This window comes from Shewanella sp. SM71, from assembly GCF_025653905.1.
In the GTDB taxonomy this organism is placed as follows: domain Bacteria; phylum Pseudomonadota; class Gammaproteobacteria; order Enterobacterales; family Shewanellaceae; genus Shewanella; species Shewanella oncorhynchi.
Genome location: NZ_JAKKRW010000004.1, coordinates 44641 through 59252, shown reverse-complemented (window position 1 = coordinate 59252; position 14612 = coordinate 44641). Strand labels below are relative to the sequence as shown.

Here is a 14612-nt window from a genome sequence, read left to right as displayed (position 1 = left end):
TTTACATACAAACGCTTTACAAGCTTAGCGTCACTCAACTAGACTCGCTATCGCTAACGGACACTCAGTTCAGTGGTTAATTTAGGAAGGGATATGTCAATAACGGGGATTATAGTGTCATCGGGAATTGCCTTTGGACAGGCTCTTCACCTGCACCACACCGAACACCACCTCGATTATCGCCCTATTCCCCTGTCTAAAATCCCTCAACAACAGGGTAAATTTGCCAAAGCCTTGCAAGAACTACAGGCACAACTGACCCACAGCCAAGCTGCACTCGATAGTGACTCCGAAAATTATCAGTTGATCGAAGCCGACTTATTGTTATTAGAAGACGATGAATTAATCGAGCAAGTGAACGATGCCATTCGCACCTTACAATTGTCGGCAAGTGTGGCGGTGGAACGTATTTTTGCCCATCAGGCCAATGAGTTACAATCCTTAGATGATCCCTATTTAGCCAATAGAGCCCAAGATGTGCGCTGTTTAGGCCAAAGAGTCGTTGCGGCGATAAACGGCCATTTAGCTCAAGGGCTCGAAAAACTCGATAGGCCCACTATCTTATTAGCGCAGGATTTGACCCCCGCCGAATTTGCCTTACTGCCGCGGGAAAACCTCTGCGGTATTGTACTGAAAACGGGCGGTTTAACGAGCCATACGGCCATTTTAGCCAGAGCAGCCGGCATTCCAGCCATCTTAAGTTGTCAGTTCGACGCAGACTCTATTCCCAACGGCACGCCCTTAGTGCTCGATGCACTCGCGGGTGAACTTTGTGTCAATCCCAATCCAGACCAACAGGCAAGACTCACAGTCACCTTTCACCATGAACAAGCAAGGCGCGCGGCACTTCAAACTTACAAGGATGTCCCAGCGCAAACCCAAGACGGTCATACCGTGGGACTCATGGCAAACGTGGGTAATCTCAACGACATCACTCATGTCAGCGATGTCGGCGCCGATGGAATAGGTTTGTTTCGCACCGAATTTATGTTGATGAACGTCGCCACCCTGCCCGATGAAAAAGCCCAATACAGCTTATATTGCGATGCATTGCACGCCCTAGGCGGTAAAACCTTTACCATCCGCACCTTAGATATAGGTGCAGACAAAGAACTCCCCTGTTTATGCCAAGAAATTGAAGATAATCCTGCCTTGGGTCTTCGCGGCATTCGCTACACCTTGGCGCACCCAGAATTATTTAAAACCCAATTGAGGGCAATTTTGCGTGCCGCTAACCATGGCCCGATCCGTTTGATGTTCCCTATGGTCAATCAAGTCGAAGAATTGGACGAGGTGTTTGCACTTATTGCCCAGTGCCAAGATGCCTTGGAAGAAGAAGAGAAAGGCTATGGCGAACTTAGCTACGGTATCGTTGTCGAAACCCCTGCTGCGGTATTCAACCTCAACGCTATGCTGCCAAGACTTGATTTTGTCAGCATTGGCACCAACGATTTAACCCAATATGCAATGGCAGCCGATAGGACAAACCCGCAGCTTACCCGTGACTATCCGTCCCTTTCGCCTGCCATTTTAGCCTTAATTAACATGACAATAACCCAAGCTAAGGCCGCTAATGTTAAAGTTTCTCTGTGCGGTGAACTCGCCAGTTCACCGCAAATTGCGCCGCTGTTAATCGGCATGGGGTTGGACGAACTCAGTGTTAACTTAAGCTCACTCTTAGAAGTGAAAGCGGCCATTTGCCAAGGCAGCATCACACAATTTTCAGCATTAGCGCACACGGCATTACAACAAGATAGAATTGCAAGCTTACAACAGTGTATAACAAGCTATAAATAGAGACATTTATTCGTTATGCTGCGTTACAGAACAAAAACAATGACAAAAACAAGCAAAAGAGGCTCTAGATTATGGGATTTTTAAGCCGAATAAGGCGCTTGGTATCGGGCCAGACTCAGTTAGCTGGCGGTATCATGGTATATGCCCCCGTTTCCGGGGATATCGTCGCCATTGAAAAAGTCCCCGACGTGGTTTTTGCTGAAAAGATTGTCGGTGATGGCATCGCTATCGCTCCCAAAGGCGAATTAATTCTGGCGCCTATCGACGGCACCATAGGTAAAATTTTTGAGACAAATCATGCATTCAGTATTGAGTCTCCCCAAGGTTTAGAGCTATTTGTTCACTTTGGTGTAGGTACAGTCGAGCTGAGAGGTAAAGGGTTTAAACGTTTAGCCCAGGAAGGTCAAGAAGTGAAAGTCGGCGATCCGATTCTGTCATTCGATATTGATTATCTAAAAGATCAAGTCGACAGCCTACTCACTCCTGTCGTTTTGGCGAACATGGAAGATGTCAAATACCTCGACAAAGCCCAAGGCAGCGTCACTGCAGGCAAAGACGTGATCTTTACGGTACAGCTCTAATCAAGCTTTACTTTAAGTGTTTGAATTAGCAGTTTGAAAATACCCTTGATTGATATAAAAAGGCTGGCTCCCCCAAAGGCGCCAGCCTTTTATTTATCTCCACTTTCCTCGCGAAGAGGCCTGTCTGATAGCTGAAATATTTTCATCACAAAACCGACATAATGTTTCAAACTGATTTAAAACAGAATAAACCAAATATCAACCACCCAGATGTAGGATTGAATGACTATCGAAAGCACGTTAGCAATGTGGCTATTTGCAGGCCGAGTAGACTAAGACAACCAGGCCAACAAAACTTCCTATCCTGTATAGCGAGTGCTGTTCGAGCGTCAGAGTATCGGCTCACATAGGTCACAAAAAGCAAAAAGATCAATGTACCCGCTGGCTCTCGAACGAAATCATGACTATACATCTAAAGGTGCTTTTAATATTACAGAGGAATAACAATGAAGTTCAGTCATAAGATTGTCGCCGCATCCTCTGCGTTACTGTTAGTGACAGTAACGCTTCTAACGACCAAACAATACTACTCGATTCAGAATGAAATGCAGGCACAGGTGGAAGCCAGTGTCACCGAAATCGTCGATGGGGTTAGAAATACGGTTTCATCGGAAATTGAAGCCCGTAAACAATTGGCAGCTTATACGACCAGCCTACTGGAACAAGATCTCACGCCCGCACACATCAGTGCAGTCATCACTCGCCCCATAGTTAAAAATGCATTTATTCTCGTCGGTTTAGGTTATGAAAAAGATGGCACGAATATCAATAATAATCCTAGCTGGGATCCGGGTGCGGGATGGAACCCAAGAGTAAGGCCTTGGTATCTCGATGCAAAACAAGCCGATAAATTAATCATCACGGCTCCCTATGCGGACTCAGCCTCCGGTGAAATTCTCGTCTCAATTGCGACGCCCGTGAAAGATCACGGTACATTCATCGGTGCCATTTTCTATGATGTTAGCTTGGTCGGGTTAGCCAAACTCGTCAATGAGGTCAAACTCTTCAACGCTGGCCATGTGTTTATTGTTTCTGGGGATGGAACGACCATAGCCCACCCAGAGGAAAAACGAAATGGCACTCTTATGGCCGATTATTTACCTAATGTCAAAGTGATGGAAACGCCACAAAAAGTAACCATAGAGGGAAAAAGCTTCACCTTGGATTTCTCACGCGTTGCGGGAGAGGACTGGTATGTTGGTGTTATCTTGGATGAGGAGATTGCCTATGCTGCAGTGACGGACTTACGCAATAGCTCTATTCTCTATTCCGTTATCGCCTTAATCATCAGTATCACAACCCTACTACTATTGATCACAACCTTAATGCGCCCATTACAAACATTAAACGATGCAATTCAAGATGTTGCTTCTGGCGAAGGTGATTTGACTCAACGCTTAAATACTAAAACAGACACTGAGTTTTCAGCGTTAGCCTTGGGATTCAATACCTTCACGGCAAATCTACAACAGTTGATCATTCAATCTAAATCCATTGGTCAGCTCATCCATAAAAGTTCAGAAATGACATCGCTAGAATTACAGCAATCTACTGATGCCATGAACTCGCAACTGCATGAACTAGAACAACTTGCAACTGCCATGCACGAAATGGCAACCACTTCAACTGATGTAGCCCGTAATGCCCAAGGCGCGGCTTCTGCTGCGAAAGAAGCAGATGAAGCGACAAGTGTAGGTTCTAAAATCGTCAGCGATACAACTGATGCCATTAATGCCCTGTCATCAAAAATCGATATGGCCGTCACTGAAGTCAAAACATTAGAATCTGCAACTGACAACATTGCCACAATATTGAAAGTGATCAATGACATTGCAGATCAAACAAATTTATTAGCCTTAAATGCCGCTATTGAGGCAGCAAGAGCCGGTGATTCTGGTCGTGGTTTTGCTGTGGTAGCAGATGAAGTCAGAACCCTCGCCCAAAGGACTCAACAATCTACAACTCAAATCCGTAACATGATAGAGCAACTTCAAGCAGGAGCAAGGGCTGTTGCAGAGGTAATGAGCCAAAGTAAAGATAATGCAGAAGATGCGGTTACACGCGCCCAAGGTGCTAATACCGCATTAAACAAAATTCGTGAAGCAATATTACAGATAAGTGATATGAACCTACAAATTGCCTCTGCAGCAGAAGAACAGAGTTTAGTAGCTGAAGAAATTAACAATAATACTATCAGGATCAAAGATTTATCAGTCCAAGTTTCTGACACTGCAGTTCATGCAAATACAGCCATGCATACGCAAACTCAATACATCAAAGAACAAGATGCAATCCTTAATAAATTCATAGTCTAAGCCAGTGAGCCATGATTTTATCCATGGCTCACCATGACATCTACTAACAACAGGACCTCATCATGAGCAAAATAACGTTGTTCGTCATAGTTAGCATGCTTCAGATCCCACTACAGGCTAATGCCCAAACAACCACAGAAGAGTCGGAACGACTGCAACAACTCGAGCAAAGAGTTAAAGAACTGGAGCAACAAGCCAAAGCGGAGCCTGCCAGTCCCTCATTACAATCCGCCCTTAAAGATAGTCGTTTTAGCCTCTACGGCTCGCTACGACCAACCTTAGAATACCGAGACAAAGGGGAGGATGTATGGGATATCGGTGATGCCCTCTCCCGCTTAGGGGTGAAAGCTGAAACCGAGTTTTCCCCCGGCTGGCGTGCCATCGCCCAAGGTGAATGGAAAATTCGGCTCGATGACAATGGCCGATTCGGAGAAGCAAGACTAGCATATGCGGGAATCGATTCACCCTATGGTAAGTTAACGTTTGGGCGTCAGAGGCCAGTCCAATACACTTTAGTCGCTGAATATGTCGATATCTTTAACAATGCGAATAGCCCCTTTGGTTATAACCAAGAGAGTCCATTTTTTGTTGATAATGCCTTGATCTATGAGCTTAACATTAAGCCAATCACCTTAATGGCTTCAGCCATTTTTGATGGTAACTCAGGTGGCAGTGGTGCCGATGTAATTAATGTCGGCGCAGGATTTAACCAGAGTGGATTTCACGTAGGTATCGCCTACTTACAACAAGATACCTATGTTAACGATATTATGACTGGAGAAGAACAACTGGCCGGGGGCGTCATTTCCTATGAATTTAGCAATGGCATATATGCCGCCGTTGGTTATCAGCATAAAGACTACGAATTTGAAACCGCAGTCAATAGAACCGGTAATACATTTGATAGCGCCATCGCGATTCCAGTTGCGAAAGCTTATAAGCTGAAACTAGGATACTTCAGGTTTGAAGATGGGATAGAAGATACCAGCAGCCAAAATTATGATGGCTACAATCTCACCTTAGAGTGGCAAGCCGCAACAAATGTCCGCATGCATTTAGAATATTTACAACAAAATAATGATCAACGTGAAGACGACACTATCATAGCCTTAGGCATTCGCTATGATTTTGATTTAAATTGGCAACTTTAGTCAACGCCATCCCATTACCGTTAAGCCCGCAGCGAACTCAATGAAGCGTGCTATACGGCATCAGTAAGCAGCAAGATATGACTAAACGCCCTGAGGGCGTTTGGTTACATAAAGTGACAGACATCACCCGATAATCCCAATACGCTTCAAGCACACTGACATTTTATGCTCACGCTATCTCAGCAACACATCCCACTTGTGACATGCGACGCACAATGCCACAATGCCAGCAAAATCAATGCTTGCAAGCCAAGCGTCCATCCACACTGGAGCATCATTTTGACCCTCTACGGTATTAAGAATTGCGATACAGTGCGTAAAGCACGTAAATGGATTGAAAATCATCAACTTCCAGTTCATTTCCATGATTTTAGAGATGACGGTCTACGTCAAGAAGACCTCGAATTCTGGTGTAACACATCAGGCTGGGAAACCGTATTCAATAAGCGCAGCACAAGCTTTCGTGCCCTCAGTGACGCAGATAAAACCAATATCGATCAAGCCAAAGCCATTCAACTTATGCTGGCGCAACCGACACTGATCAAACGCCCCGTCTTGGTCGTCGGTGAACAAGTGCTGATTGGCTTTGATGAAGCCGCCTATAAAAGAGTATTTTCACTATGATGCCAGCCGACGATTATCCCGTTACAGAACTGACAAAAGCGCTGATCGCCCGCCCTTCGGTGACACCGCTTGATGAAGGCTGCCAAACCTTAATGGCAGAAAAACTCAGCGCCATCGGCTTTAATATCGAACCTATGGTATTTGAAGACACCACCAATATGTGGGCTCGCCGTGGTAATGAAGGCCCCGTTTTTTGTTTTGCGGGTCACACAGACGTTGTGCCGACAGGCGATGTGAGCCGCTGGCACACGCCGCCTTTTGTGCCCACCATCATTGATGGCTACTTATATGGCCGAGGCGCAGCGGACATGAAAGGCTCACTGGCGGCTATGATCATTGCCACCGAGCGGTTTGTGGCTAAACATCCCGATCATCATGGCTCTATCGCCTTTTTGATCACCAGCGATGAAGAAGGTCCATTCATCAACGGCACGACGCGAGTCATTGATACCTTAGAAGCGCGCAACGAGAAGATCACCTGGGCATTAGTCGGCGAGCCTTCATCGACCCTAAAGCTGGGCGATGTGGTCAAAAATGGTCGCCGCGGCAGCTTAACTGGCAACTTAACCGTGAAAGGCATTCAAGGCCACGTGGCCTATCCACACCTTGCCGATAATCCAATCCACAAAGCCGCGCCTTTCTTAGCCGAGCTAAGTCAAATGCACTGGGATAATGGCAATGAGTTCTTTCCGCCCACCAGCTTCCAAATCGCCAATATTAATGGCGGCACAGGTGCATCAAATGTGATCCCTGGCGCACTGGAAGTGATGTTTAACTTCCGTTACTCCACCGAAGTGACCGCCGAAATCTTGATTGAGCGAGTTGAAACTCTACTGAAAGCCTATGAGCTAGATTACGATATCAGCTGGATTTTCAATGGCCTACCATTTTTAACCGGTGATGGCCCGTTATTAGATGCAACCCGTATCGCGATCCGCCAAGTCACAGGTTATGAAACCGATCCACAAACCACAGGCGGCACGTCAGACGGTCGCTTTATCGCGCCAACGGGTGCCAAAGTGTTAGAGCTTGGCCCTGTCAACGCCACCATTCATAAAGTGAATGAATGCGTTAAAGTGGACGACCTTGAGCAGTTAGCCCTGTGTTATGAAGTCATTTTGGAACAATTACTGTGTTAGCACACCTTAAGATCCGTCCCGAAACCGCAAAGCTTTACGGCTTAAGCTCCCCTGAATTAGTGGATTATTTAAGCCCGTATCACCTTGGTTATCATAGCTTTGGGTTAGAGGAGAACACAGCTATCGCTTTTAAGTCTATGGCGGCAAAAGCTGAAGATGCGGGCATAAAACTCGCTATTTGCTCAGCTCATCGTCCCTTTGAACGGCAACTGGCAATTTGGAATGCCAAGGCTAGCGGTAAACGCGCGGTATTGGATGCCAATGAGTTACCGGTCAATATTCAGGGCTTAAGTGACGATGCCATAGTTGACTTGATTTTGCTCTGGTCGGCGTTGCCCGGCGCTTCACGCCACCATTGGGGTACCGATCTCGATGTGTTCGATGCGGCTCAAATTGATGTTAAAGCCCTGCGCCTTGTTGAAGCTGAATATGTTCAGGGTGGTCCCTGCGCTAAATTGCATGCTTGGCTGGTAGAAAATGCCCATCATTTTGGCTTTTACTTCCCGTTTCAGCAGGGACAAAGTGCGGTGAGCCCAGAACCTTGGCACATCAGCTATTTCCCTATTTCACAATTATTGCTGCCGCAATTTGATCGTGCGGAATTAGCCACACTGTTAGCAAACAGTGATATGTTGCTCAAAGATGCAGTACTCGCCCGATTAGACTGTCTAATAGATGAATATGTGCTGCGTATCGCTCAGCCCTAATCGCGAAATACTCGCCAAGATCAGTCAACAAAGGTTAAGCCTAGCGCTATATCGTCAAAATGGGCGCCAAAATGCTTTTTAACACAATGATATATTTGATTAAGTAGGTTTTATGGATTTTTCTTCACACCGTCAGCAGCTTGTTATTGCCGATCGAAAATTAAGTTACCTTGATGTCGGCTCAGGCCCTGTATTGTTGTTTGGGCACAGTTATTTATGGGATAGCGCTATGTGGGCGCCTCAAATTGCCACCTTAAGCGCCCAATATCGCTGCATAGTGCCTGAACTTTGGGGCCATGGTCAGTCAGATTTACTGCCCAATAACAGCAAAACGCTACTCGATATTGCCGATCAAATGCTTGAGCTAATGGATGCTCTTGAGATAACTCACTTTAGTGTTGTCGGACAATCTGTCGGTGCTATGTGGGGCGCAGAATTGGTACTGAAAGCACCAACAAGAGTTAAAACCCTCGTTATGCTCAACAGTTTTATCGGTTTCGAACCCGAAGTCACCCGTGCGAAATATGATGGCATGCTGGATATGATCAGCGCCGCTAAGGCGATCCCTGCGCCGCTGATCAGTGCAATTTCACCTTTATTCTTCGCCAATGATGCCGAGAATAACACGCCCGAACTGGTTACGGGCTTTGAACAGTCCCTTGCCAGTATCACAGCGGAGCAAATCCCCACGATAGTTAAACTTGGACGAATGATTTTTGGTCGTCGCGATACCATGGAATACGCCGAGCAATTGACGCGGCCCTGCCTCATCATGGCTGGCGTGGAAGATAAGGCCCGCAGCGTATTGGAAAGTTACCTGATGAGTGATGCCATTGACGGCAGCCAACTTGTGCATATTCCTGCTGCAGGACACATATCAACTCTCGAACAAGCGGAATTTATTAACCAACATTTAGCCGATTTTCTGGCTAAATATTATTAATCAATCGCTAAATCTACGCTTCAAGGTGCGAAAACTCGCATCTTGAAGATGAGTATTTCTACTTAGCACATGTTACCAAGATGTGCTTATATCAATATTGCTCACCCATACTTAATTCCTATTTTATGGATAAATACATTAGGCTTTACTTTATTAAAGTCTGTTATTGAGCACGCCTCGTTTCATTAAACTCACCTGTGAAACCTCTATTAACAATTAAAGACGTTGTTTTTGTTCCAAGCGGCTTAAAAAATGTTGCACAAAGGTGAAATCTACTAATTATCAACTACCTTTATACTGTATTCCCTCAACAAGGTATTATGCCATGAGAAAAAGTACAGTTGCCCTCTGCGTATTCAGCACACTTTATATGCCGTCTCTTTATGCCGATGTTCAAATAAATGGATTTGCCTCTATTGTCGCGGGCTCAAGTCTAAGTGACGATAAAAGCTATTATGGTTACGATAAAGAACTCGATTTTAATAATGATTCCAAAGTTGCCTTACAATTTACCGCCGATCTTGGTAGTGGCTTAAGAGCGACTGCACAAGTGCTATCCAGAGGCAGTAACGATTATAGCGCTGAATTCGAATGGGCTTATATCTCCTATGACATCAGCGACAAACTTATGCTTATGGCAGGTCGCCAACGTTTTAATCTCTATAAATACTCCGATTATATTGATGTAGGCTATGCCTATCACTGGATCACTCCGCCCCGCGGAGTTTATTCCCTGCCATTTAATTCAGGTGAAGGTGTAGGCTTAGTTTATGCCGATTTATGGGGCGATACCGAAGTAGGTTTGACCTATAAATACATTACCACTTCAGTTTCTGACTACTCGCCTACAGGTTCATCAACACCTCCTGCGCCCTTCTCCGCCGAGGGCCACATAATGAACTTTAACTTTGTAACCTCAGGGTTTGAGTACGGTTTAAATATTGGCATAGTTACCGATTTCTCCTACGAATTACCCGCACTGCTTGGCTTAGGTAATGCAATTTCTCAAACAGGACTCTTTACTCAGCAAGTAGTTGATGATCTTTTACCGATTAATGACAGCGCGTTACTCATTGGCGCTAACGTTAAATATGATACTGAAAAATGGTTTATTTTGGCCGAATACACGCGAATTGATGTCGATCCCAGTAGCTTTAATATTCAAGATTCAGCCTTTGTTTCCGGCGGGATCCGCTATCACGATTTCACCTTCCACTTAACCTACGGTATTGATAAAGGTGAGCCTCAATACGATGCCTATGACGCTATGTTACCTGTTTACAATGGTCTGCCACCGGCAAACCAAGCTGCACTCGCACCGCTTGTTTTTGGTACACAAGCGGCGCTTGAAGCACAACAGGAAGACAGCGCCTACTACATCATAGGCACCCGCTGGGATTTCCATCCTTCTGCCGCACTGAAACTAGAGTACACCAACTACAGTAACGACAAACCGTCCTCCGATGAACAGTTGCTGAGTATGGCAATAGACTTAGTTTTTTAAGGAGTTAAGCATGAAACTATTAATAAGTTCTCGGTTGATGATAAAAACCTTAGTCGCCAGTGCGCTTCTACTTGGCAGTGCCTGTGTTCAAGCCGAAATTGCCGTCGTGGTGCACCCTTCTAATACGTCAGAAATTAGCGCTGCGGATATTTCACGGATCTATTTAGGCAAACTCAAGTCTTTCCCCAGTGGTGGCACTGTCGTCGCACTCGATCAACCTGAAGGCACGCCCGCACGTGATGCCTTTGTTAAACAGATCCTTAATAAAACCGAGAGTCAGTTAAAAGCCTATTGGTCAAAACTGGTCTTTTCAGGCCAAGGTCAACCGCCCAAAGTCGTCGACTCCAGCGCTGAAATGCTCGCATTGATTGCCGCCAATCCCAATATGATCGGATTTGTTGACGTCAGCGAAGTAAACGACAGCGTGAAAGTGATCAGTAAGTTCTAACCCATACGGCATCATCCTTGTCCGCCTTAACCTGTGGCGGACAAGGTTTCCACTCAGCATTAGCGATATAAACAACAAACACACTATCAAATGGTACTTGAACCCTCAGAGAGGGCTTATCCATTTGCAGTACTATTAAGAAAAAATAATCTCGATTTTTCAATATCCTGATTCAAACCTTAATTGGATAGACCAGCAGAGCCAAATTTGCTGGTATACTCTTGCTAAAAATGTGCTGCTTGCATGAATTAGAGCATGAGAAGACATTTTATATGTCAATAAAACAATAGGTTAAAATGAAACTACTCAAACCTTTATTCGACAATAACCGCCGCTGGGCCGGACGTATACGCCAAGAAAATCCTGATTTTTTTGAACAATTAGCGAAACAGCAACATCCTGAATACCTGTGGATTGGCTGCTCAGATAGTCGCGTACCCTCAAACCAAATCATTGATCTTATGCCCGGTGAAGTCTTTGTTCACCGTAATATCGCCAACATGGTGATCCATACCGATCTTAACTGCTTATCTGTACTGCAATACGCCGTCGATGTGCTCAAGGTGAAGCATATTATGGTGGTGGGTCACTACGGCTGTGGTGGTGTGCGCGCGGCCATGGGTCAGCAACGCTTAGGACTCATCGATAACTGGCTCGGGCATTTACGTGATATCTATCGTATTTATCAGGAAGAATTACAACAGATGGACGAAGCCAAACGTTTTGATCGCCTGTGCGAGCTAAACGTGATTGAGCAGGTTGCTAATGTGACCAGTTCAACCATAGTGCAAGAAGCTTGGGATCGCGGCCAAGAAGTGGCGGTACACGGCTGGATTTACGGCATTGATAACGGTTTACTGACAGATTTAGATGTCACGGTTGACCGTGAACATGGTCTAGCCAATCCACGCTAACGGCCTGAATATAGGCTTTTAACCCTTAGCTGAGTGTCATCTATGCTCAGATAAAACCTGCCCCTGTGCAGGTTTTTCTTTTTCCATGGCAATTTTCAGCAATAAAACATCGCAAGGGTCTATTACGCCAGTTATAATTCGCCAGTTAATTGCAGGCGACCTATGCGCCACAAATTCTAAGGAGATACCTTCCATGCCCGGTTTTGAATTATTTGGTCCTGAAGAGAAGCAGGAAGTCGCTGACGTTATGGAAAACGGTTTTACCTTCCGTTACAACTTCGACCATATGCGTAATGATCGCTGGAAGACGCGCGATATGGAGCAACTACTGTGCGAGAAGATGAACGTGAAGCATGCTCACCTTTTATCAAGCGGTACTGCTGCGCTGCAAACGGCCATGATGGCTGCAGGCATTGGGGCTGGCGATGAAGTTATCGTGCCACCTTTTACCTTTGTAGCCTCAGTTGAAGCGATTTTTATGGCAGGCGCGATTCCGATTTTTGCCGAAATAGATGAGACATTGTGTTTATCTCCAGAAGGTATCGAAGCCGCGATTACCCCACGCACTAAAGCCATCAACTTAGTGCACATGTGCGGTTCTATGGCGAAGATGGACGAGATCAAAGCCGTCTGTAAAAAACATAACTTACTGATTTTAGAAGATGCTTGCCAAGCCATCGGTGGTAGCTACAAGGGCCAAGCCCTAGGTACTATCGGTGATGTGGGTTGTTACTCATTCGATTCAGTCAAAACCATCACCTGTGGTGAAGGTGGCGCTGTGATCACTAACAACACAGAAATCTACAACAACGCGCACATGTTCTCAGATCACGGCCATGACCATATTGGTAAAGACCGCGGCGCAGAGTCACACCCTATCATTGGCTTGAACTTCCGTATTTCGGAAATGAATGCCGCCTTAGGGTTAGCGCAGTTACGTAAACTCGATACCATTATCGATATTCAACGTAAAAACAAAAAGACCATTAAAGATGCAATGGCCGCTATTCCAGAAGTCACCTTCCGCCAGATCCCAGATCCCGAAGGCGACTCGGCTGGCTTCTTAACCTTTATGTTGCCAACCGAAGCGCGCACGCAAGAAATCAGCAAAAAACTGGCTGAAAACGGCGTTGATGGTTGCTTCTACTGGTATGTAAACAACTGGCATTATTTGAAAAACTGGAAACACATTCAGGAGCTTAAGGCATCTGCTGCGTTGCCAATCACATTAATCGCCGACAGACCTGACTATACTCAAGTTTCTGTGCCTAAATCCGATGCCATTATGAGCCGCACGATTTCTATGCTCATCAAGTTGTCTTGGACCGATGCTCAGATCGCCGAGCGTATCGAAAACATCAAGAAAGCATTTGCCCAATAATTCTACGGGAGTTTGTTGCAATGAGTTTTAAGAATTTTAAAGTAGTTGAAAAAATGATCTTCGGCCGTGGCTCATTCGTCCAATTGGATGAAGTGTTAGCTGCTGAACGTAAAACCGCCGACGATTTCGTGGTGTTTTTAGTCGATGACGTGCATCAAGGCAAAGCCCTTGAGGGCCGCATTCCAGCTAAAGCACAAGACATGGTAATTTGGGTTAACGTTGATGAAGAGCCAAGCACAATTCAAATCGATGCCCTGACTGAACAAGTTCAAGCTTTCAATAGCAAACTGCCAGTGAGCGTCGTCGGTTTAGGTGGCGGTTCAACCATGGACGTAGCTAAAGCGGTATCGCTGATGCTGACCAACCCAGGTGGCTCTGCTATGTATCAAGGTTGGGACTTAATCAAGAACCCAGCGGTACACCACATTGGTATCCCAACGATTTCTGGTACTGGTGCAGAAGCGTCACGCACCGCCGTATTATGTGGTCCAGTTCGTAAGCTAGGCCTGAACTCAGATTACACAGTATTCGATCAAATCATCATGGATTCTGAGTTAATCGAAGGCGTAGAAACGGACCAATGGTTCTACACAGGTATGGATTGCTATATCCACTGTGTTGAATCTTTACAAGGTACCTTCTTAAACGAGTTCTCTAAATCCTACGCTGAAAAAGCGATGGATTTATGTCGCCAAGTGTACTTAGACGACCACGTAGAAAAAGACGACAAGCTAATGATGGCGTCTTTCATGGGCGGCATGAGCATAGCTTATAGCCAAGTGGGTGCCTGTCACGCGGTTTCTTACGGTCTGTCTTATATCCTCGGCTACCACCACGGTATCGGCAACTGTATCGCCTTTGACGTGTTAGAAGAATTCTATCCAGAAGGCGTTGAAGAGTTCCGTCTGATGATGAAGAAACATAACATCACGCTGCCGAAGAACATCTGTAAAGATCTGCCAGACGAAACCATAGCGAAAATGGTTGCCGTGACTAAGAGCATGGGTCCACTATGGGCTAACGTTTACGGCGCGGGTTGGGAAGAGAAAGTCACAGATGAAATGTTGACTGCGCTGTTCCGTCGCATCTAAGCTCTAACACATGTTAA

13 protein-coding genes are annotated in these 14612 nt (G+C 45.6%); all 13 read left to right on the top strand.

Translation table 11 applies throughout. From position 1 onward, the window contains the following. Positions 1-93 precede the first annotated feature (93 nt). The 13 genes from ptsP (at position 94) to kdnB (ending at position 14595) form a co-directional block, all read left to right on the top strand. Positions 94-1797 carry a phosphoenolpyruvate--protein phosphotransferase gene (ptsP, locus tag L5L97_RS05220; protein WP_198573285.1) on the top strand — a complete coding sequence of 568 codons (1704 nt, stop codon included), beginning with the start codon at positions 94-96 and terminating at the stop codon, positions 1795-1797. 71 nt (positions 1798-1868) lie between these two features. Next, the gene (crr, locus tag L5L97_RS05215) at positions 1869-2378 is read left to right on the top strand and encodes a PTS glucose transporter subunit IIA (protein WP_006081821.1); all 510 of its coding nucleotides are present in this window, start codon (positions 1869-1871) and stop codon (positions 2376-2378) included. A gap of 446 nt (positions 2379-2824) precedes the next feature. Then, complete coding sequence (locus tag L5L97_RS05210; protein ID WP_263181334.1) at positions 2825-4693, top strand: methyl-accepting chemotaxis protein; 1869 nt, start codon at positions 2825-2827, stop codon at positions 4691-4693. Positions 4694-4755: 62 nt separating this feature from the next. After that, a complete protein-coding gene (locus L5L97_RS05205) occupies positions 4756-5844 on the top strand; it encodes a porin (RefSeq protein WP_263181332.1) in 1089 nt (362 codons plus the stop codon). 279 nt (positions 5845-6123) lie between these two features. Further along, on the top strand, positions 6124-6468 hold the full coding sequence (locus L5L97_RS05200) for an ArsC family reductase (protein WP_131524471.1): 345 nt from the start codon (positions 6124-6126) through the stop codon (positions 6466-6468). Further along, on the top strand, positions 6468-7607 hold the full coding sequence (gene dapE, locus L5L97_RS05195; protein ID WP_263181428.1) for a succinyl-diaminopimelate desuccinylase: 1140 nt from the start codon (positions 6468-6470) through the stop codon (positions 7605-7607). The genes L5L97_RS05200 and dapE overlap by 1 nt, the downstream gene beginning before the upstream one ends. After that, a complete protein-coding gene (locus L5L97_RS05190; RefSeq protein ID WP_263138724.1) occupies positions 7601-8314 on the top strand; it encodes a M15 family metallopeptidase in 714 nt (237 codons plus the stop codon). The genes dapE and L5L97_RS05190 overlap by 7 nt, the downstream gene beginning before the upstream one ends. Positions 8315-8426: 112 nt before the next feature. Next, positions 8427-9257, top strand: coding sequence for an alpha/beta fold hydrolase (locus L5L97_RS05185; protein ID WP_263138723.1), 831 nt, complete (start codon positions 8427-8429; stop codon positions 9255-9257). A gap of 325 nt (positions 9258-9582) precedes the next feature. Next, on the top strand, positions 9583-10761 hold the full coding sequence (locus L5L97_RS05180; RefSeq protein ID WP_219251553.1) for a porin: 1179 nt from the start codon (positions 9583-9585) through the stop codon (positions 10759-10761). Between the two features lie 10 nt (positions 10762-10771). Beyond that, positions 10772-11209 (top strand): phosphate ABC transporter substrate-binding protein, encoded by a 438-nt coding sequence (locus L5L97_RS05175; protein WP_028760063.1) that lies wholly within the window; start codon positions 10772-10774, stop codon positions 11207-11209. A 296-nt stretch (positions 11210-11505) separates the two neighbouring features. Then, a complete protein-coding gene (can, locus tag L5L97_RS05170; protein ID WP_028760064.1) occupies positions 11506-12123 on the top strand; it encodes a carbonate dehydratase in 618 nt (205 codons plus the stop codon). 193 nt (positions 12124-12316) lie between these two features. Beyond that, the gene (kdnA, locus tag L5L97_RS05165; RefSeq protein ID WP_028760065.1) at positions 12317-13504 is read left to right on the top strand and encodes an 8-amino-3,8-dideoxy-alpha-D-manno-octulosonate transaminase KdnA; all 1188 of its coding nucleotides are present in this window, start codon (positions 12317-12319) and stop codon (positions 13502-13504) included. 20 nt (positions 13505-13524) lie between these two features. Beyond that, complete coding sequence (kdnB, locus tag L5L97_RS05160; RefSeq protein ID WP_113939602.1) at positions 13525-14595, top strand: 3-deoxy-alpha-D-manno-octulosonate 8-oxidase KdnB; 1071 nt, start codon at positions 13525-13527, stop codon at positions 14593-14595. Positions 14596-14612 lie beyond the last annotated feature (17 nt).

Bases quoted from the DNA above. Each gene is read 5' to 3' on its own strand.
- L5L97_RS05205 (WP_263181332.1), top strand. From the start codon at position 4,756: ATGAGCAAAATAACGTTGTTCGTCATAGTTAGCATGCTTCAGATCCCA.
- ptsP (WP_198573285.1), top strand. From the start codon at position 94: ATGTCAATAACGGGGATTATAGTGTCATCGGGAATTGCCTTTGGACAG.
- kdnA (WP_028760065.1), top strand. From the start codon at position 12,317: ATGCCCGGTTTTGAATTATTTGGTCCTGAAGAGAAGCAGGAAGTCGCT.
- dapE (WP_263181428.1), top strand. From the start codon at position 6,468: ATGCCAGCCGACGATTATCCCGTTACAGAACTGACAAAAGCGCTGATC.
- L5L97_RS05210 (WP_263181334.1), top strand. From the start codon at position 2,825: ATGAAGTTCAGTCATAAGATTGTCGCCGCATCCTCTGCGTTACTGTTA.
- crr (WP_006081821.1), top strand. From the start codon at position 1,869: ATGGGATTTTTAAGCCGAATAAGGCGCTTGGTATCGGGCCAGACTCAG.
- L5L97_RS05180 (WP_219251553.1), top strand. From the start codon at position 9,583: ATGAGAAAAAGTACAGTTGCCCTCTGCGTATTCAGCACACTTTATATG.
- kdnB (WP_113939602.1), top strand. From the start codon at position 13,525: ATGAGTTTTAAGAATTTTAAAGTAGTTGAAAAAATGATCTTCGGCCGT.
- L5L97_RS05175 (WP_028760063.1), top strand. From the start codon at position 10,772: ATGAAACTATTAATAAGTTCTCGGTTGATGATAAAAACCTTAGTCGCC.
- L5L97_RS05185 (WP_263138723.1), top strand. From the start codon at position 8,427: ATGGATTTTTCTTCACACCGTCAGCAGCTTGTTATTGCCGATCGAAAA.
- can (WP_028760064.1), top strand. From the start codon at position 11,506: ATGAAACTACTCAAACCTTTATTCGACAATAACCGCCGCTGGGCCGGA.